Raw genomic sequence first — 19,246 nt, 5'->3', positions numbered from 1 at the left:
GATGGCTCAAGCACCCACAGACGGCGGCAACGCCCCGGCGCGGCAGTATCCGCCCCGAATGACCCGCTCTCAGCCTCAACTCGCCACGGCCTATGCACCGGGCTCGGTCTTTACCTGGGAGGGCGGCAAAGGAGCGTGCCTCTCTGTACCAATCGAAGGTGCCGCCATTGACTTTTCGGGCAGGCCTACCCGACGAGAGCAAATCATCGAGAGCCTTCAAGAGTTTTGCCAGAACTGGCTCGCCCGCGGCATGCAGATCACGCGCGGCACGCCCAACGTCCCTGTCTACGAGACCCAACTCCTCGACGGCTGTTTCCACAACCCCATGCGGCAGGGGCACGCCTCCGTTGATATCGCGACCGACCGCTTCGACTTTCTGCGACCCGAGCGCATAGGCTACCTGCCCGGACCTCTGGTCTATCGATGCGACACATGCGCGATCGTTCGGGAATACGTATCCCCAGCCCATCAAGTGGCCGAGCCCCTGGCGCAAACGTGCCCAGCCGAGGGAAATCATCCGGCGCATGACTCGCGCTGGCGCCAGCTCGACGTCGTCTATGCTCATTGGTCCGGCGCGATCGAGGGTCTATCGCCATACCGAAACACCATGGATGCCAATGGCGAGGTCCGCAAAATCCCACGTTGCCAATGCGGTGCGGAGAACTTCCGGCTCATCAAGCAAGGCAATCAGTTTTCGCGTTGGCGCTTCGTCTGCACAGGCTGTAGCGCGCAGAAGGAAGTCTATCAGACCGACCCCTTTAGCTTGACATTGCTCAAGCCGCGCATTGACGCGGGAGTTCCGCATCAATGGAGCGAGATCAACATGATCCCGGTCTCCTACCGGGCCTCGCCTGTCTACTACGTGCAGACAGCTAGATTCATCGTCTTCGATAATGACCCCGAGGTCATTACGCTCATGAGTCCAACGCGCGAGGACGAGCTCGCCTCGCGTGTAGCGTTGTTGCACGGCTTTGCCGGCACCGATCCCAGCGACGACAGCATACGCGAGCAGCTGCAGCGCAATGGCCAGGGCGCCATCTTCGGCACCTACCAATCATTCCGTGCGCAGGAAGTCGATGCACGCGCGCGTGACGACGCAACTGCGTCCGTTTGGTCGGATGCAGCACGTAACTTGCTCCAGTCCTGGTACGACACGGGTCTCGTGGCCCGTGAAGTCAGTGCAAGCCCCGAACTCGCGGCCCGCGTCCACGAGCGCAGCCATTATGCGCGACGCTATGATCCGATCCGTAGCACGATTGAGCACGACGCTCTCCGCCGCCGCAAGGTCAACCTCGCCGGAGAAGCCGCCAATCTCAAGGTCGCCCATGCCGACCTATGCGCGGAGTATGAGTCGGCGGATTTGCAGCGCGCTTATGAGAGGCGTGTGACGGACGACCTGAGCCGGGCCGGCGTCGAAGAAGCGCGGCTTATCCGGAGTCTCGACATGGTCGAGTTCTCGTTCGGCTATTCCCGCGTCTCGTCGACGCCCGAGACGACGCAGAAGGACAGGCGCATGCCTGTTCGCCTCATGGGGTTTCCACCGCTTCCCAACAATCGACGGCCCATCTACGTCATCGAACAGCAGAACGAAGCGCTCTACATCCAGCTCAATGCGCAAATGGTAGGCGCCTTCCTGCAACAAAACGGCGTTCTCGCTCAGCTACCGCCGGCTCCGCGCACCATTGGCAGCCAGCTGATCGAGTCTTACACGGACTTCGGCCTGTTCCTCCGCGACTTTTCGGTGCGCGACGAGGCCTCGCGCACGCGAGCTCGCGACATCGCATCCCTGACGTACCTCCTTCTCCATTCCATGGCTCATCATGTAATGCATGGAATTGCGCGGTTCTCCGGCCTGGATCTTGGCTCTTTGAGCGAAGTGATGTTTCCGGCCGATCTCGCCTTCGTGGTCCATCGCCGGGGGATGACCGAAGACCTCGGCAACATCTCGTCCATGTGGCGTGACCAGAACGCTGCTTTTCTCAGGCATCTCGTCGCGCGCCGCGAACTACGGTGCGGCTCCGGCACGCTCTGCGACCATCGCGGGGGCGCTTGCCCAGCCTGCATCATGATCCCCGAGACCTCCTGCATCGCGGGCAATCAACTTTTGTCCCGTGCAGCGCTTGTCGGCGGCCGCGCGCCGCTATGGGACATGAACCAGACACCGCTTGTCGGCTACTACCAAGTTGTTCAGGAAGTGCGCCAGCAGGCTCAGCGGCCCGCCCAAGGGTGATGGCTACCGACTCCGAGATCGTTCGTTTCGCGGCTCCCTGGCCTGGAACGGCCGCGCGACTTCTCGAAGGTCTTGCCGATCTAGGGCCGGGAACCTGGTCCCTTGAAGTCATCTGCCGCGCGGCAGGCTCCGGTACTGAGCCGGGCCACGCCTCGCAAATCCTTGCCGGCCTCGCGATGACCGGACTTTGCGTCCCCACAGCGGTTGACGACTCCTGGCTCTGCGAATACGCGCCCGCCGAGCTGAAGCGGCTGGCGAACATTCTCGATGGCGCCGAGCATTTTCGGCGCATGCGGTTGAGCCCCTCGGCCATCGAGTTCGCCGTGACCATGCCGATGTCGCCGAGCTATCTCGAAACGGAATTGTCGGCCATGCTCGGGCGGCCCGGTGGCTACCTCACAACTTCGGACGCCTTTGCGCGGCTGGCGCGGGCCGCGGCCCGCCGACTCGTTATCATGACGCCATTCATCGACGCAGGCGGCTTTCGCTGGATTCGCCGCGTATTCGAAGCTGCCCGCACGGACTGCCGCAAGATTCTCGTCCTTCGGGACTCCGATCGATATGCCGTTGAACTTGGCGTTCTTCATGCCTCCTGGCTCCAGGCACTTCGCGTCGAAGTGTGCGACTACCATCTTTCCCACGACACGACCTCCGGAAGATCGCTGCCGATCGAGACCTTTCACGCAAAACTTGTCGTCGCCGATGAGTCGCTCGCCTACGTCGGTTCGGCGAATCTTCTCAGCTCAAGTGAAGGCGTGTCGCTCGAAACAGGTTTGGTCGTTGAAGGCGCTCCGGCGTCTCAGGCCGCCCGCCTCATCGATGCTGTTCTTCGGGTATCCCGCGTGCTGTAGCAGAATCGCTTGCGGGAAGAGCTACACGTTTACGTTTGGGGAAGCGCCGTCGGGCAACCCCACGAAAGTCATCCAATACGCGACCCGAGGCCTCTTTCCTGAGCTCAAAAGCGTTCCTTTCTTTGTCGATCGCGAGCTGAAGGGCAAGCTCAAGAAGATCATGCCTTGCGCCTTCGTCACTGAACCGGCTCGACCGTCCAGCTTCCGAAGTCGGGCGCGATGTGGACGCGCCATACGGGCGAATGTGTCCGTTCGAGGCGCGTCACCCCGTACGTGTAGCCCCCATCAACGACGCCTTGTAGGCACACCACCCACACTGCATCGAAGTCCAGCGGCTCGGGCAAAGCCCGCCCGACGCGGTTCGGATACCACTCACCGCCGCGGGCGTTCGAGAACACGACGAGCGTCTTGCCGGACGCATAGGCCCGGCCGCCTTTGTTCTGCTTGTCCTGAATGGCCTTCTGGATCAGCGCCGTCTCGTCCTGTGCGGAGCCGTCGCGTGAGGCCGGCACGATTACATGCTCCATGTCCCATGTTGTGCCGCCCTCCGTATCCTGAATGATCCCGTCGCCGCCGCGCGGATCGCTGCTGAAGATCAGCCGGTCTCGAACGAACCCGTGATTGACGGCGGCGCACAGGAGCCAGTTGCCCAACGCTTCACGCGACCGAAGGTCGTGCATCTGCCGCAACGGCTTGCCCGTTTGAAGATGCTCGCCGTCGCGGATGAAGCGCTCGAGCTCCTTCAGCGCGATGTGCATGGATTTGAAGCGGGTGACTTCAAGCTGCATCACCAAGAAACCTAGTTTGTCGGTGCGTGATTCACAACCCGTCGCACGATTTCCCCTCGTTCTCGACGAAGGTCATGCATGCCGGCAAAGAGCGGTTCAACGCATCTAAGCCTCCTACCGTTGTTTTCCTTTAGGACACTGACAGCGCACGTCGCTGCCGCCCAATGGTCCAAGAAATCGTCTCACCATGCGCCACACCGGACACTTCCTTGCCGACATGACGCTCAAGCACCGGCCGCCAAGGAACCAGGGTGAATTCCCGCCCCTTGTCGATGAGGGCGAACCGACCGCTCGCAAGGTCCAGCCGGCGGCGATAGGTGCCCTCGATGCGCCCGCCTGGCTGAGCTTCGGCGTAAGGAAGTTCGAGTTCACTTGAGAGCCGAGCGCCGACGCGCACTAGCTCGCGACGGCGTAGCAGGCCCAGCAGGTTGGCGCGATAGATCACCCGATCTTGCTCGGCGCGTGCCAGCTCCTGCTCGATCAACCATTGCCGGCGGCGGGCAAGCGCCTCGCGCACCTCGCGTCCGAAGCCGGCGTCTCGGGTGATCGTCGGCGCATCGACGAGGAGCTCGCGGTCGAGCCACGTCGCGCCCTCGGCGACGCCCTGGCGCTCCAGCGGTACGGTCGACATCGTCTCGATGACTACCGGCACCCGCCGAGCCTGCGCGCGCTCGAAAGCTACAGCGCGCTCGAGGTGCTCGGGCGCAATGATCCAAGCGCCATCCTTCTCGCGGGTGACATCCACGCCAGCCCGACGCATCGCCTCAAGCCGGCGCACATGAGCTTCGGCAAACGCCTGCCGGGCCGTGGGATCGTGGTGAAGATGAAGGTCGACGCTGTAGCGGCCATCATGTGCTGCTGCGATCTCGGCCACGGTCCGATCGACCGCGCGAGGCTCCGCCCGCTTGGGCTCGATGGCGACGATACCGCCGACCGGAATCGGTTCTGCCTCGCCGGCTTGGCCGATATCGACATAGTGGGTGCGGCCATCGACGCCATCGACGATCACATAGCGTCGGTCGTTCAACTCGTTCGACAGGCCGCGCGCGACGACCCGGCCCACGAGTCGCTGAGCATTGTCCTCGGCTGGCTCGTAGATGATGTAGTCAGCCACCGAGCGGGCCAGCCCCTGGCGGGCAAGCTCATGATGCAGGGTCTTGATGATGTCGCCCCGCTCTCCAAGCCGCCGCAAGACCAGCTCCAGATCGCTGGCGAGCTTCCATTGTCCCGATCCAATCTCCTGCGCCAGGCCCAGATGCCGTAGCTTCTGCAGCCGGCCGGCGCGCAGCGTCTGTTGGAAGGCATCGCCTACGGTCGTTCCGGATCGCAAGAGCCCCTGCTCTCCCACCTCCTTGAGCAAAGCGCGATCGAGGGATGTGAACCGCTCCTGCTCGACCTCAGCCCGCAATCGGGCTTCGATCTCGCGGTCGCTGCGCGGGCCAAGATCCAAGCTGATGATCTCGGCGGCGCGCTCACGCGTGCCATGGCTGAGATACTCACGAGCGATGATCAGGTCCCGGCCGCGGTCGTCCTTCCCGCGCAAGACGATGTGGGTGTGAGGATGACCGGTGTTGTAGTGGTCGACCGCTACCCAGTCGAGCTTCGAGCCGAGGTCCTGTTCCATCTGCTGCATCAGCCGTCGCGTGAAATCCTTGAGGTCGGCGAATTCGGTCGCGTCCTCGGCCGAGACGATGAATCGGAACTGATGGCGGTCACCCTCGCCGCGGCCCAGGAAGGCATCGCCGTCGGCCCGGTCGTGGGCAGCATCGTAGAGGTCGCCGGGCTGGCCCTCGCGCGTGACGCCGTCGCGCTGCAGGTAGCGCAGGTGCGCGCGGGCCGGAGTTGTGCCGCGACCGGCGAGCTTGATCAGGCGTGTCTTGACGATGACGCGACGCCGGCGGAAGGCGGCGTAGCGGTCGCGTGTACCAAGCACACGGCCAACGCCCGCCCCACGGCCGATCCGGCCGAGCTGGCCGGCTCGGCGCGACAAGGCATGGCTGCGCCCGCCTGCCCGTGCGACCGCCTGTGCAACGTCACGTAGGAAGGCACTGCGTACGCCCCGATTGCCGATGCGACCCAGCTTCGGTTCGAACTCATGGCCATGGATGGCAGGGAGCTTCATGGAAACCTCGGGACGATAACGCTGGTTCGTAACCGATTGCTGGCATGGAGGCTTCAACCTCAACCAAATCAAGGGTTTGTCGCCGCATTGGAGGGACACTGGCGCCCTTCCCTCCTCAAAACCGATGTGCAGACAAGGACTTGGCGACCGTTGGAGGGAGCCTTTTATCTTGCCTACGCGCGATTGTGGTTCTCTCCACCATCCGATCTTCGTCCACGCACGCTTTGCTGCGATTGGCTCGCGCACCGGGCCATTCAAGCCGAACTGTGTTGCGGCCTAATATTGGCAATCGTGATGCGGTGTACGCGTGATCAGGGCGGTCCCTGATCGTCAACTGGCGCCGCAGGTTTGCTGTCGCCAGTCGGTGCACGTAGGCCTCGATCCGCTTCCGGTTCGAGCGGCAACTTGCCTCTGGATTGATCAGCTCGAGAAGCCGATTCATCGTGGTTCACGAACAGAGTCGAGGGTCGCCCCGGCGCGAAAAAAAGCAGAGGATTGAGGCTGCGGCCGCGCTCTGGCGCAGCAGGTACCGATGAAAGCTGTTGGGCCGCGGCACCATCGTCGCTCCCGTTTGTGAGCTCCGTTCCGATTTGAGCGATATAGGCGCGCGTCTCCGCTGGTAGCGGTTGCTCTCCCCGGCGGTAGGCCGCAAAGCGTTCTGGGCCGGCATTGTAGGCTGCAAAGAGGTGCGGGTAGCCAAACCGGTCGAGCATCTCGCGTAGATAGGCGGCGCCGGCCAAAATGTTGTCGTGCGGATCGGCAGGATTAGGCCCTAGGCCGTGGCGACGCTGCATCTCCGCATAAGTCTCGGGTAGCACTTGCATGAGGCCGATGGCACCTGCGGGCGACGTGATCGGCCGGCCATCAACCGTAGCCTGGCCGTCGCTTTCGGCGCGCATCACGGCGCGGATCCAGGCCTCCGGAATGCCAAAACGCAGAGCCGCTTCAGCGATGAATATCTGCCATTGCCCAACATTCGTGGCGCCTGGCGTGTCAGCCACGCGAATAATATCGGCTGGCGCCAAGGCCCGTTGCACACCAGCCTCGACAGAGATTGCGCGGCTGATCGCTGTCGTGGGGCAATCCCTAGAGCTCATGGGTGGCTGCGCAAACGGCGAGCTACACAGCAACAGCGCGATCAGCGGGTCCATATCGGCACCAGCTTGCCCAAGATCGAAGTGGTCGGGATCGGTCCGAAATAGCGGCTGTCGAAGGAGTCCCAGACCTCCGCCATCAGCAGCAAAACCTCGCCGGGCCCGAGCACACGACACCCCGTCCAGGGCGTCAGCGGACGGCCTTGCGGGTCAGCTGGCAACTGGATTGCAGCGACCCATCCATTGATGAGGAGGAGGCTATGGCGGCCGCACACGGTGTCGCCAGAGACGGCCACGATGCGCTTGGTGAGCGGCACGGATTCGGGAAGATAGCCGCGCTCGGCGGCCATTCGGCGCGCACTGTCGGGCGCCCACGCGAGAACGAGATCCCCTTTGCCCAAGGCCGCCGTTTGCTCGACAAGGTAAAGACCAAGCGGTGCACTGGCGCTGGCGTTCCAGACGAAGCGGGGCGTCGAGGGGCCAAAAGCGAGCGCGGCCAGACCGAGCCCCGCAAGGGCGCCGACGCGAAGGACGGTCCCCCTACGCATCGCCGTCGACCTTGGTATGAGCGCGGCCCTCCGACCAAGCGTCGAGGTCGACGATGTGGTAGCGCACATAGCGGCCGTGCTTGCGAAAGCGCGGGCCGCGGCCAGTGCGCCGCATGCGCTCGAACGTGCGCGGCGACAAGCCGACATAGTGCGCAGCCTGGGCCGTATTGAGAAATGGGCTGCCCTTCTTGGCGTTGGCAGCTCGGGCGGCATCGTCGTCCATGCGTGCCCTCATCGAAGTGGTCGGAAGACGACGACGCAGGTCGTCTCCTTCGTGGGCAGCATGAGCGGGCAAGCGATGGCCTAGGACTGGCGAAGACCCTTGGGGACGTTTTCGCCACCCAAGCGCTGCCTCAGACGGCGAAGACATCGTTGCCGCGCCTGATCCAGCGAAGGCAGCAGCCAGCCGTTCAGGCGGCGTGTTTTGCTGTGAATCGATGCAGCGCCGACGACGCAAGAGGCGTCAAATCAGGAAACTTCGATACCCGCCGTTCATGAGGTAGCGTCCCCGCCGGACCGCTCGGCGCACTTGGTCGAAGAGATGGCGCCGAGGGTCCGACCAGTCGGCGAGAACACGCGCTTCGCCGAACAAAGCGACGGCGATGTCGCGATAGGTAGCGCCGGCCAGAAAGCCGTCCAAGGATTGCAGAACATGACGCAGCCGCCGTGACCTTGGGTCGATTGGGAAGAGATGATCGGGCAAGCTCTGCTTGCTGATCAGAGCGTTGAGGCCTTCCAGCGCCGTGAGCCGAGGCCGCAAGTGTCGCGCATCGAAGATCGCATCAGTGCGCAGGCTGACGGGCTCAAGCAGGCTTGAACCCCGGACCGCCAACTGCAAACTGCGGCTGCTATCGCGCGCCAAGAGATGCTGGGTTCCATCCGGCAGGACCAGGAGTGCCGTAGGATGGTGCAGTTCGGCAAGCGAGAACGGAGCCGTCGAGACGGCCGGAACGGCCGTCACCGGCAGGACGTGAGGGCATGCCTCGGGCCGCCAGAACACCGTGGCGGCAGTCGCATCGTGGTCGGGTGGATCTGCGAAAAAACACGCCCCATGGCGCCAGATCATCGAGCGGCCGGTTGGCAGTCAGAAGGGTCAAATGCCGTCGCTGTTCGACAGAAACTGCGGGGCCAAGAGCGGCCCATTCGCGCTGATACTCAGGATCCCGGCGTAGGAATTCCCATCCCCAGCCGCGCTTCGGCAGTAAATCGGTGTAGTCATAGGCGTCGGCACGACGCCATGGCTGTTCGTCTTGGGATGGGGGACGGCTGACCATCGTGGGCTCCTCGCGCTGTGGCAAGGCAGACCGTCAGCCGCCCCCTGATGTAGTTGGACGGTCCCGTCTCGCCGAGAATGCTTCCTTTCCGCTGCCAACGAGGCTGCTCTAGGCTGTGGCCATCGTGACCGGCGCCCAGAGAACTGGCTGTTCGAGACCACCCTCGCGCCGCAGGCGAGCGAGGGCGTCGCGCGAGACCTCGAGGTAGCCCGCAATGGCTCGGGTCGTACCGATTGCGTGAGGGACGCCGATGCGCTTCAGCGGCCAACTGGCCCGCCGCAGGATGCGCTCCATTCTGAGGTCCGTGACCGTGACGATAGAGCTGAGACCCCGTGCCAGGCCAAACTCGACCATGCCGATGAACAGCTCAAAGGTCGCCCTTGCGATGCCGCTGACTGCCGCAGCCGCATCGTGGCGCAGATCGAGAGCGAAGCGGCTGCTCTCCCAGATGCTCGGACTGGCCGGCGGCGATTCGCCGTTCAGGAGAACACCGAACGCGTCCCGCAGCATGGTGGGACCGGTCGACGGCAGCAGGCGGACACAGCCTTGAACACGGCCGTCGCGGCCGCGTTGGAGGAGGTAAATGGGGTGAAAGGCGTCGAAGTCGTCGACCTCTAGATCGCCACTGACTTGGACGTCCCAATCGAGCCGCTGCTTGAAGACGCGATAGCGCAAGCGGTGCATGTCGGCGAGCTCTTCCACGAATTCACCATAGTGATCCTGGCTGATGAGCTGCATCATGGTCGCCTCCTGGATGAACAGGCAGCGACAATGAAAGGGTCAAAATTGGCCCAGCGCACCCTGTATACCTGAACAGGGTTGACAGGGGGCCAGTCGTGTCAGGGCGTGGTGCGCATCGAGGCCGAGTAGCGCGCGACAGCTTGGGAGATGGTGCGGACGCCAAGCTTTTGCTTGGCATTCTCGAGGTGGAAAACCGTCGTGCGGCGCTTGATACCCAGGATGTCTGCGGTGTCTCCGGCAGACTTTCCCAAGGCGGCCCACCGCAGGCAGTCGAACTCGCGCGGCGAGAGCGCCACGCCGGCGATGATGCGATCGCCGGACAACTTTTGACGCACCTGGGCGTGGTAGTGGAGCGCCATGAATTGCAGGACTTCCCCGTGTCGCTCGACGCCGCGGCTGAACACCGGGTGACGCTCGTGGGCGGCGAAGGTGATCGCCGCCACCGGACCGCGGCCATCGTGAATGGGGATGGTGAAGCCGCAGCGGATATCGAACTGGGCCGCTTCGTCAAAGAACTGCTGTTGCCGCTTGGAGAGAGTCATGCTCCCGGCGCCGAAGCCCCATTCAAACGGGTCGGTGCCACGCTGGGCCTGAAGGATCACGGGATCGAGCCGCTCGTAGCGGCTTTGCAGATAGTGCGTCGTCCACTGGGTTGGATAGGTGGATATGAGGAGCGCCTTGTCATCCGGCCGAGGCGGCAAGGACAAGTACGCGAAGCAGTGTAGGCCGAATGCGGCTGCCGCATCGGCCAAGGTAGACTGCAAGTCAGCGCGATCGACGCTTTCCGACAGCCGGTCGATGAAGGTCTGGAAGACCCGGTGCATCGCTTGGCCCCAATGACGCGAGACCCAGCGATCTTTTCAGGCATGCCAGCGCGCTCTTGCCAGTGACAACATGAGGCTGCATTCGTGCCATGCAGCCATGACGGTAAGACTCTTGCCGATTGCGGGCATTCGCCCGGGAAAGCGCACGCGCGGCACCCGAATTTTACAGTTACATGTCAGGCTAATTGAGATCAGACAAGTTGGCCGGCTCAGCCACGCAGGAGATGACGGTAGCCAACTCGGCTCATCCAGCGGGCACGGCGCAGGTGGCTGTCGACCACGCGCTCGGCCCGCTGGGGCTCCTTGGCCGGATCGATGCCAAGGATGATCTTGGCCATTTCGTTCTTGCTTGCGCCGTCGGCGGTCGCGTCCAACAGGCGAAGGTAAACCACCAGATGCGCCTCGTCGTAGGCGGTGATCGAGTCTGACCAAGGGACGTCGTCGGCAATGGGTTGATTGTGACGCCGAGCCACCATTGCGCCCTGCCCTCCTGCTGATGTTCGCCAAGCGCCGTGGCCTTCAATTTACGGAGTCAGAGTCGAGAGGCCAGTGACATGCGCCGGGCCGGATGTGGATAGAAGTGGTGGTGAACTACGCCAGTTCTTCTCCGTGCAGATCGGCCGATACATAATATAGTTGATAAACTTTATAGTTTGTATCCCGCTGACTTCGGCGCATGGACATGCGCAAGCTGGTGGGGCGGAATGTTCGACGCATCAGGCTGAAGAAGGGCCTGACTCAGGAGAAGCTCGTGGACATTTCGGGCTTCAGCCAGCAGTACATCAGCGGCCTCGAACAGGGGAATCGTAACCCGACGGTCGTCACGGTTTACGAAATCGCCAACGCGCTGGGCGTCAGCCATCTTGATCTCTTGCGGCCGCCCAAGCGTCGTTAATGGGTCATTTCCCAGCGTCAATGCCCGACGAGTGGCGAACGAGCGGGCCAAAGGGCGTACAATGACCTCGCTCGGTCAGGAAGACTGATCAATTCGTTCGTCTGGCCATGGAGATGATCGGTAGCTCTGGCGGCCTACGGCGCAGCTCTGCGCAGATACGGGCCGTTTTGTAAGCAGGAAGGTCCCCCTAAGCTCATGCATTATGACTCATGAGCGTCTCACACTCGCCGAGGTTGCAAAGCAACAACGGTGGTCAATTCGCACGTTGCGCCGCTTGCTCACTCGGCATGGAATTGCCACCATTGGGAGCGGCCGTCTGGCACGGCTGAGCCCTGAGGACGTCGAGGAACTGGAGCGAAAGGAGCGCGAGCGGTGCCGTACAAGATTCCCGGTGTCGGCGGAACCTTCTACGCTCCAGGCGAACGCAAGGCTAATCGGTGGGTCGTCTGGCGTGGCCGTGACGATGCCGGGACCAAGCTCGAGCTCGCTACAGACGCGCGAGATCCAGCGGGCGCTAAGGCGTACGTCAAGAAGCATCTCGCCGAGCGAGCCTGTCGTCGCCCTCCCGCCGCGGGCGCGGCGAGCGTAACGCTCGGAATTGTCAGTGCCCACTACAAGGCGGATCGCGGTCTGGACGAAACGCATGCCGACTGGCGGCGGCTTGCTTTCATCGAAGCCCGCGACGGCAAGCTCGAAGTGCGCGGCATTAACAACGCCGTGACCAAGGGCACGGCTGAGGCTTGGCTGGCGAAGCGTCGCAGCGAAGTCGCCTCGGCCAACACTGAGCTGATTGCCAAGCAAAAGCGGCCACGTCACAAGGTTCCGACCTTCGCCGCGGCCAACCGCGAGGTGATCACCCCGTATCGTGCGCTGCTGAAATTTGGCGCCGAGCAAGATTGGCGTGGCGAGATTGTCGTCCGGAGCCTCAAGGCGCCAGAGGGAAGCCTGCCGCCCGACCCGCCGCGGATCGCCGATGATGAGACAGTGTTTGCGTTGCTTGACGCGATCGAGGAGAGGATCAGGTCGGCACCCACGCCCTGGACGCTGCAAAAGCACCTTGAAAAGCGCGCGTTCGTTTGGCTCTGCCATGAGCGGGGCTACCGCATCGGCGAGTGGCTGCGCTTTGATTGGGAATGGGTCGATCTGCCCAGTGCGCGCGGCCGGATGGCCATCACCAAGAATAAGAAAGATCTGCGCTGGGAGGAGTTCGAACTCAGCCCAACAGCCGTCGCCTACCTTGCAGTCCTGGGCGCGCGGAAGGCCGGGAAGGTCTTCCCGTGGCATTCACGCAGCAACGTCTACCGCTGGGCCGATCAGCTGATCGGGCCGGACAAGAAATGGCGGCCGCACGAGTCGAGGCGCGCCATCGTCAGCGACATCGTCGCCCGCACCGGCGATTACAAACAGGCCGGCAAATATGTCGGCCATTCCAACGAGAAGACGACATTCCGCTATCGGATCCTGCGCCGGCCGGAGCTGGCGCCAGACGTACGATTCGGCGCCAAGAAGGCCGGGTGAACCCGGGTGAGACATCATCGGCGGCAGTGTCCGACTGTGGTGAAGCTGACAAAGCGCCGAAATCGGTACTATATGTAGGTGTTGATGGGGAACTGTGGGGAGGGGGTGCTGCCTCACGCAGAAAATCCCGCAACTGTCGTCCCTTGGTAAGGGAGAGGTCGACAGTTCAATCCTGTCCGGCAGCACCATTCATCCGATCCCCGAAATCGTGGCCCGCTTGAATTATCATGGCGCCAGGACGTGCAATGGCCTGTGGATAGTCGCCGGTCTGCACACTGGGGAACAGCAATCGACCACGAAATCCGCAGAAAATGCCGAGCAAGTTGGTGGGCAAACGTTCGCCTGACGTTCACGCCTTCCTAATTGGCTGCGAAGAGTAGACCTGCGACGGTAGTGGGCAGGCGAAATGAACAGGCAATGCTCTTCAATCTGGCCGCAGAGGATCGGCCGATTAACCCGCCGAAATGCCCGCCGACCTCGCCCATGACGTGCGCAACGCGCTGGAAGCCTACATCCACGACGAGTCCAAATAAGCTTCGACGACATCAAGACGGGGACCGGGATCAAGTGTCCCTACCTCTGGAAGCGCGAGCACGACGCTCTGGAGACCGAAGATCGGAAACCTCGAAAGACTGCTGTCGCCTTGCGACTTGCTCGCTCCCAAAGAGGGCGACGTGCTCATGCTGCTCCCGACCATGTCCCGCGAGCAGCAGCAAGGGAAGCTGACAATCGGCTCCCTGACCTCGAGAAACGTCGAGCCGGCCTTGAAGCGGAAAGCCCTTGGTGTTGATGCACGCGCCACACTGTCAGCACGTCGCGATTATTGATTCGATCGCACTTCACGGACGCCACTTGGCGTGCGCAACGCCGGCTCGAGGCAGCGATCGCCGAGGCGCCATTTCCGAGAGGCGGATGGTCGACATCGCTTGTCCCTACCGTGCCCGCTCCCGCGATCATTGTGGAATTCTCTGGACTGCCAGATGCGATGTGATCACATTTGACCACTCGTTTGCTTGGAGCGTTTCTATGCCACGATGGCCGGATCCTGATACTAAGTCGAGGAGCCTGTACGATCGGGCATTGAATGTCCTTCCTGGCGGCGTCACGCGGGTGGCGCCGTGGCAGCCGCCCTATCCGGTTTACGCTCAGAGCTGCAAGGGCGCGTGGATCACCGACGTCGACGGCAACCAGATATTCGATCTCATCAACAATTTCGCCTCGCTAATCCATGGCCATGCCCATCCGGCGATCATCGACGCCGTAACAGCTCAGCTGTCGCATGGCACCGCCTGCACCATGCCGACTGAACGGGAAGTAGCGTTGGCTGAATTACTGTGCGAGCGCGTCCCTGCCTTCGACAAGGTCCGCTTCTGCAACTCGGGAACCGAGGCAGTTATGCTCGCTGTCAAGGCAGCGCGCGCCTTCACGGGACGCCCCGCACTAGCCAAGGTCGAAGGTGCCTACCATGGCACCTATGATCACGTTGAGGTCAGTCTCGATTCTCGACCGGAAAACTGGGGAAACGACCCTAACCCCGTCGCCTTTGTGGCGGGCACTCCCAAAGCCGTACTCGACGACACCGTCATCCTACCGTTCAACCAGCCCGAGGCTGCCGCGCGAATCATTCGCGAGCAGGGAGCGCGGCTTGCAGCAGTTTTGATCGATCTGATGCCAATTTATACGGGGTGCGTGCCGGCGACACCGGAGTTCCTCAAGGCGATCACCGAGGCCGCGCGAGCCACCGGCGCGATCGTTATCCTGGACGAGGTGATCTCCTTTCGCTTTGGCTATAGCGGAGGTCAGGGCGTATTCGGCATCGAGCCAGATCTCACGACACTGGCCAAGATCATCGGCGGCGGCTTTCCCGTAGGCGCCGTCGCCGGCAAGGAGAAGATCATGGCCGTATTCGACCACCGAAGCGGCAAGCCTGCGGTGGCCTCCACAGGAACCTTCACCGCGAACATGGTGACCATGACAGCCGGCCTCGTGGGCATGGAACTGATGACGGAAGAGGCATTCGACCGATTGAATGCGCTGGGCGACCGAACGCGCTCTAAGCTCTCGGATGCCGTCCGTCGCAGTCAGTATCCCGCACAGATCACCGGTCATGGCTCGATCTTCAAGATCCATACTCATAGTCGACCGGTGAACGATTACCGCAGTGCCTGGTCGACACCCGAGGAACTCGCCGATCTGGCCGCTCTGCAGGCGGGCCTCTTGCGCCGCGGCTTCCTGATCAGCACGAAGGGTAACGGCTTTCTGTCGACCGTCATGACGGAGGCAGAGCTCGATAGTTTTGTCGACGCTGTCGAAGGCGAGCTACGGATATTGGCTACGCAACGCCTCCTCGCCTGAACAACGTCCGCTTTGTGATCACATATTGACGTTTCGGCACGATCCTTGCTGCCGATCCACCGACCCCGCAAATGATGTGGTGAGGGATCGGCTATGGGTTTCAGGATCTCCGTCGACACCGGCGGCACGTTTACCGATATCGTCGTAATGGATGAGAGTGGCCGCCAGACCATCGGAAAGGCTCTCACCACCAAGGAACGTATCTTCCGGGGGATGAGCGAGGCGATCGAGGTTGCGGCTCGAGAGCTTGGCCTCACCATGAAGGGGCTGCTGGACCAGACCGATCTGCTGATTTACGGCACCACGCGCGCGACCAACGCCATCGTCACGCGCAACGTCGCCAAGACCGCCTTCCTCACCACCATGGGATTTCCGGACACGCTGGTGCTGAAGGAAGGCGGCAAGGTCAATCCGCACGATTTCACCCAGGACTACCCGGAACCCTACATCCCCCGCCGCTACACGTTCGAGATCGAGGAGCGCATGAGCGCCGAGGGAACAGCTTCGGTGCCGTTCAACGAGGCGCAGGCGCGTTCCGTGCTGGAGGTGCTGAAGGCGCGCGGATTCGAAGCGGTGGCGGTCTGCTTCCTGTGGTCGATCGCCAATCCAGACCACGAGCTACGCATGGGCGAACTCATCAACGAGATGCTGCCCGGCGTGCCGTTTACCTTGTCACACAAATTGGTGCCCATCGTCCGCGAGTACCGCCGCGCCTCCGCCACCGCCATCGATGCATCTCTGAAACCCTTGATGCAGGATCATCTGCGCGGCCTGGAAGCCGATCTGCGCGCCACCGGCTACCGGAACGACATCCTCGTTTCGACCAGCGTCGGTGGCGTCATGCTCGTCGATGAGCTTGTCGATGCGCCGATCCACACCGCGAAATCGGGACCTGCAATGGCTCCCGTGGCTGCCCTCACCTACTCGACGATCGAGAATCTCGGCGACAATGTCATCGTCTGCGACACCGGCGGCACGACCTTCGACGTCGGCCTGGTGCGCGATGGCCGCCTCACCTACAGCCGGGATACCTGGCTCGGCGGTCAATGGACCGGACACCTGCTCGGCATCTCCTCGGTCGACGTGCGTTCGATCGGGGCCGGCGGCGGGTCGATCGCCTGGATCGACGAGGGCGGCCTGATGCGGGTCGGCCCGCAGTCGGCCGGCGCCGACCCCGGCCCCGCCTGCTACGGCCGCGGCGGCACCCAGCCCACGGTGTCCGACGCCGCCTGCGTGCTGGGATATTTCGATCCCGCATTCTTCCTCGGCGGACGCATGACGCTCGACACCGAAGCCGCCCGCCGCGCGATCGGCACCGTGGCCGAACGGATCGGCCGGCCGATCGAGGAAACCGCCTGGAACATCCTGAATCTGGCGACCGAGTTGATGATCAAGGCGATCCAGGAGATCACCATCGCCGAAGGCGTCAATCCGCGCGAAAGCACCATCGTCGCCGGTGGCGGCGCCGCCGGGATCAATATCCTCCCCATCGCCCAGGAACTCGGCTGCGAGCGGCTGGTGCTGCCCAAGGTCGCCTCGGCCCTGTCGGCATCGGGCATGCAGTTCGCCGACATCGTCAAGGAGGAGACCGCCAGCCTGGTGACCACATCCGATCGCTTCAATCTCGAAGGCGTGAACCGCGTGCTCTCGACCCTCGAGCGGAAGCTAAAGGAGTTCCTCGCCACCCTGGGTCCTCGTGCCCAGGCCGCGCACCGTATCGAATTCCTGACCGAGGCTCGCTATCTCGCCCAAGTATGGGAACTGGAGACGCCGCTGGAATTCTCCCGCTTCGCCACCGAAGCCGACGTCGAAGGGCTCGTCGAGAGCTTCCACAAGGTCCATGAGCGCGTCTTTGCCATGCGCGACGAAGGCAGCCCGGTCGAATGCGTGAACTGGAAGGCTCGCCTGATCGTGAAGCTGGCCCCCGAAGTGACGGGCGAGGCCGGCCCGGCGATCACCGCCCTGGCCGCCCCCACGCCGTCGACAACCCGGTCCTGCTATTTCGGCGGTACCACACCGGTGCCGACGCCGATCTACAAGTCGGGCGACCTCAAGCCCGGCTACAAGATCGTGGGGCCCGCCATCGTCGAGGAGCCGACCACAACGCTCGTCGTTTTCCCCCAGACCTCGACCACCGTATCGGGCGTTGGGAATTACGTTTTCGGGATTGGCTGATCCTTTCACTTGAGGAGATCGCACATGGACAGAGTGCAGGCGTCATCGGCCATCGATCCAGTCATCACGGCAGTGATCGCCAATCGCATCGACGGCGTTGTCCGCGAGATGACCAATACGCTGCTACGCGCGGCACGTTCGGCGGTGATCAACAGCGCGCGCGACTTCTCCTGCGCCATCGTTACGGGCGACAACCAGCTCCTTGCCTGCGCTGAAGGCCTGCCGATCCATATCTTCGGCGTCCACAACCAGGCACGTGCCATGACGGAATTCCACGCCGATCTCGCCGAAGGCGATGCCTTCCTGCACAACGATCCCTACTCCGGCAATACGCATCCAGCGGATCATTGCTTCCTGGTGCCGGTGTTCTTCGAAGGCGAACATCTGTTCACGGCGGCCGCCAAGGCGCACCAGGCTGATATCGGCAACTCCATCCCGACGACCTATCACGCCGCGGCAAAGGACGTGTACGAGGAAGGCTCTCTCATCTTCCCGGCGGTCCGCATCCAGCGGAACTTCGAGACTGTCGAGGACGTGGTCCGCATGTGCCGCAGCCGCATCCGCGTGGCCGGGCAGTGGTACGGCGACTTCCTGGCCGGCATCGGCGCCGCGCGTGTCGCCGAGCGGCGCCTGAAGGAGCTTTGCGCCAAGTACGGCAAGGACACGATCAAGACCTTCATGCGCGACTGGCTCGATTACTCCGAGCAGCGCATGATCCATGGCATCGCCAAGCTGCCCAAGGCCAAGCTCGTCAACACCGGCCGCCACGATCCATTCGAACCGCTTCTCCCCGAAGGTATCCCGCTCAAGGTCGAACTCGACATAGATCCGCAGGCGGCGACCATCACCGTGGACCTGCGCGACAACATCGACAATATCGACTGCGGGTTCAACGAAAGCGAAGCCTGCACCGTATCGTCCGTCATGGCCGGCATATTCAACTCTCTCGACCCGGAGATCCCGCGCAACTCCGGCTCGTTCCGCCGCGTCAAGCTGCTGATGCGCGAGGGCGCCGTGGTCGGCAAGCCGAGGTTCCCACACAGCTGCTCCGTCGCCACCACCAATGTCGCCGACCGGCTCGTCAACTGCACCGGAGCGGCCTTCGCCCAGCTCGGCGACGGCTATGGCCTGGCCGAAGGCGGTGTCGGCATGGGCGTCGCCTTCTCCGTGGTGTCCGGGAAGGACCATCGGTACGGCGATAGTCCCTATGTCAACCAGCTCATCATCGCCAACAACGGCGGTCCGGCCAGCGCCAGGGCCGACGGGTGGCTGACCTACGGTCTGCCCGTCGTCGGCGGCTTGATGTATCGCGATTCGGTGGAGATCGACGAGCTCAAGCATCCGATGGAGTTCAAGCACATGCGGCTGATCCCGGGTTCGGGCGGCGCCGGCCGGTTCCGCGGCGCGCCCGGCTGCGATATCGCCTTCGGTCCCAAGGAACATCCGGTCACGGTCATCTATCCCTGCGACGGCCAGCACTTCGCGCCCAAGGGCGTGCGCGGTGGCGCCGACGGCACCTGCGCCGAAGGCTGGCATGTCAGTGCCAACGGACTGGAGACCAAGCTGCCCAACGTCACCCAGATCGAGGTCAAGAAGGGCGAACTGATCCGCGGGCTCGATGCGTCCGGGGCCGGCTATGGCGATCCCCTGAAACGCGACCCGCGCCGGGTGCTGCACGACGTGCTGGAGAAGTGGGAAACCGTCACGCGAGCACAGGCCGTCTACGGCGTGGTGTTCAAAGGCTCTCTCGACGACGAGACGCTGGCCGTGGATGTCACCGCAACCACCTCACTGCGGGCGGCCCGAGCGGCAGAAGCGACGACTGCCTGAC

At 63.0% G+C, this 19,246-nt stretch carries 16 protein-coding genes, 1 tRNA gene and 1 pseudogene; 8 read left to right on the top strand and 10 right to left on the bottom strand.

Annotation, left to right across the window (positions count from 1 at the left end):
- Window position 1: 1 nt before the first annotated feature.
- A complete protein-coding gene (locus tag B5D62_RS00495) occupies window positions 2–2,230 on the top strand; it encodes a hypothetical protein (protein WP_139373678.1) in 2,229 nt (742 codons plus the stop codon).
- Entirely contained in the window at window positions 2,230–3,081 is an 852-nt protein-coding gene (locus B5D62_RS00490) for a phospholipase D-like domain-containing protein (protein WP_170920719.1), read from the top strand. The genes B5D62_RS00495 and B5D62_RS00490 overlap by 1 nt, the downstream gene beginning before the upstream one ends.
- A gap of 176 nt (window positions 3,082–3,257) precedes the next feature.
- Here B5D62_RS00490 and B5D62_RS00485 read toward each other — a convergent pair whose 3' ends face one another.
- The 10 genes and pseudogenes from B5D62_RS00485 to B5D62_RS00445 all read right to left on the bottom strand — a co-directional run bounded on the left by B5D62_RS00485 (window position 3,258) and on the right by B5D62_RS00445 (window position 10,948).
- Window positions 3,258–3,869 (bottom strand): hypothetical protein, encoded by a 612-nt coding sequence (locus tag B5D62_RS00485; protein WP_085931873.1) that lies wholly within the window; start codon window positions 3,867–3,869, stop codon window positions 3,258–3,260.
- Window positions 3,870–3,999: 130 nt separating this feature from the next.
- Window positions 4,000–5,991: a relaxase/mobilization nuclease RlxS gene (gene rlxS / locus B5D62_RS00480; RefSeq protein ID WP_085931872.1), complete on the bottom strand. Its 1,992-nt coding sequence runs from the start codon at window positions 5,989–5,991 to the stop codon at window positions 4,000–4,002.
- Window positions 5,992–6,302: 311 nt separating this feature from the next.
- Window positions 6,303–7,142 (bottom strand): lytic transglycosylase domain-containing protein, encoded by an 840-nt coding sequence (locus tag B5D62_RS00475; protein WP_231714680.1) that lies wholly within the window; start codon window positions 7,140–7,142, stop codon window positions 6,303–6,305.
- Window positions 7,130–7,633 carry a S26 family signal peptidase gene (locus B5D62_RS00470; RefSeq protein WP_085931871.1) on the bottom strand — a complete coding sequence of 168 codons (504 nt, stop codon included), beginning with the start codon at window positions 7,631–7,633 and terminating at the stop codon, window positions 7,130–7,132. The genes B5D62_RS00475 and B5D62_RS00470 overlap by 13 nt, the downstream gene beginning before the upstream one ends.
- The gene (locus B5D62_RS00465; RefSeq protein ID WP_085931870.1) at window positions 7,626–7,856 is read right to left on the bottom strand and encodes a helix-turn-helix transcriptional regulator; all 231 of its coding nucleotides are present in this window, start codon (window positions 7,854–7,856) and stop codon (window positions 7,626–7,628) included. The genes B5D62_RS00470 and B5D62_RS00465 overlap by 8 nt, the downstream gene beginning before the upstream one ends.
- A 240-nt stretch (window positions 7,857–8,096) precedes the next feature.
- A complete protein-coding gene (locus B5D62_RS00460; protein ID WP_170920718.1) occupies window positions 8,097–8,699 on the bottom strand; it encodes a DUF2285 domain-containing protein in 603 nt (200 codons plus the stop codon).
- A gap of 28 nt (window positions 8,700–8,727) precedes the next feature.
- Window positions 8,728–8,907 (bottom strand): annotated as a pseudogene (locus tag B5D62_RS34295) (transcriptional regulator domain-containing protein); the annotation flags it as partial.
- Window positions 8,908–9,015: 108 nt separating this feature from the next.
- Window positions 9,016–9,648, bottom strand: a complete 633-nt coding sequence (locus B5D62_RS00455) for an acyl-homoserine-lactone synthase (protein ID WP_085931869.1) — start codon at window positions 9,646–9,648, stop codon at window positions 9,016–9,018.
- Between the two features lie 98 nt (window positions 9,649–9,746).
- Entirely contained in the window at window positions 9,747–10,472 is a 726-nt protein-coding gene (locus B5D62_RS00450; RefSeq protein WP_085931868.1) for a helix-turn-helix transcriptional regulator, read from the bottom strand.
- 209 nt (window positions 10,473–10,681) lie between these two features.
- A complete protein-coding gene (locus B5D62_RS00445) occupies window positions 10,682–10,948 on the bottom strand; it encodes a DNA -binding domain-containing protein (RefSeq protein WP_085931867.1) in 267 nt (88 codons plus the stop codon).
- A gap of 200 nt (window positions 10,949–11,148) precedes the next feature.
- Between B5D62_RS00445 and B5D62_RS00440 the strand changes: the two genes are divergently transcribed.
- From B5D62_RS00440 to B5D62_RS00420, 6 genes are all read left to right on the top strand, one after another.
- On the top strand, window positions 11,149–11,367 hold the full coding sequence (locus tag B5D62_RS00440; protein WP_085931866.1) for a helix-turn-helix domain-containing protein: 219 nt from the start codon (window positions 11,149–11,151) through the stop codon (window positions 11,365–11,367).
- A gap of 372 nt (window positions 11,368–11,739) precedes the next feature.
- A complete protein-coding gene (locus B5D62_RS00435) occupies window positions 11,740–12,885 on the top strand; it encodes a tyrosine-type recombinase/integrase (protein WP_085931865.1) in 1,146 nt (381 codons plus the stop codon).
- Between the two features lie 107 nt (window positions 12,886–12,992).
- Window positions 12,993–13,073, top strand: a tRNA-Thr gene (locus tag B5D62_RS33205).
- A gap of 724 nt (window positions 13,074–13,797) precedes the next feature.
- Window positions 13,798–15,240 carry an aspartate aminotransferase family protein gene (locus B5D62_RS00430; protein ID WP_218190882.1) on the top strand — a complete coding sequence of 481 codons (1,443 nt, stop codon included), beginning with the start codon at window positions 13,798–13,800 and terminating at the stop codon, window positions 15,238–15,240.
- Between the two features lie 93 nt (window positions 15,241–15,333).
- Complete coding sequence (locus B5D62_RS00425; RefSeq protein WP_085931863.1) at window positions 15,334–17,415, top strand: hydantoinase/oxoprolinase family protein; 2,082 nt, start codon at window positions 15,334–15,336, stop codon at window positions 17,413–17,415.
- Between the two features lie 24 nt (window positions 17,416–17,439).
- A complete protein-coding gene (locus tag B5D62_RS00420) occupies window positions 17,440–19,245 on the top strand; it encodes a hydantoinase B/oxoprolinase family protein (protein WP_085931862.1) in 1,806 nt (601 codons plus the stop codon).
- The last annotated feature ends 1 nt before the right edge of the window (window position 19,246 follow it).

It is taken from the genome of Enhydrobacter aerosaccus, from assembly GCF_900167455.1.
GTDB lineage: Bacteria > Pseudomonadota > Alphaproteobacteria > Reyranellales > Reyranellaceae > Reyranella > Reyranella aerosaccus.
This window is presented reverse-complemented; position numbering and strand designations above follow the sequence as displayed.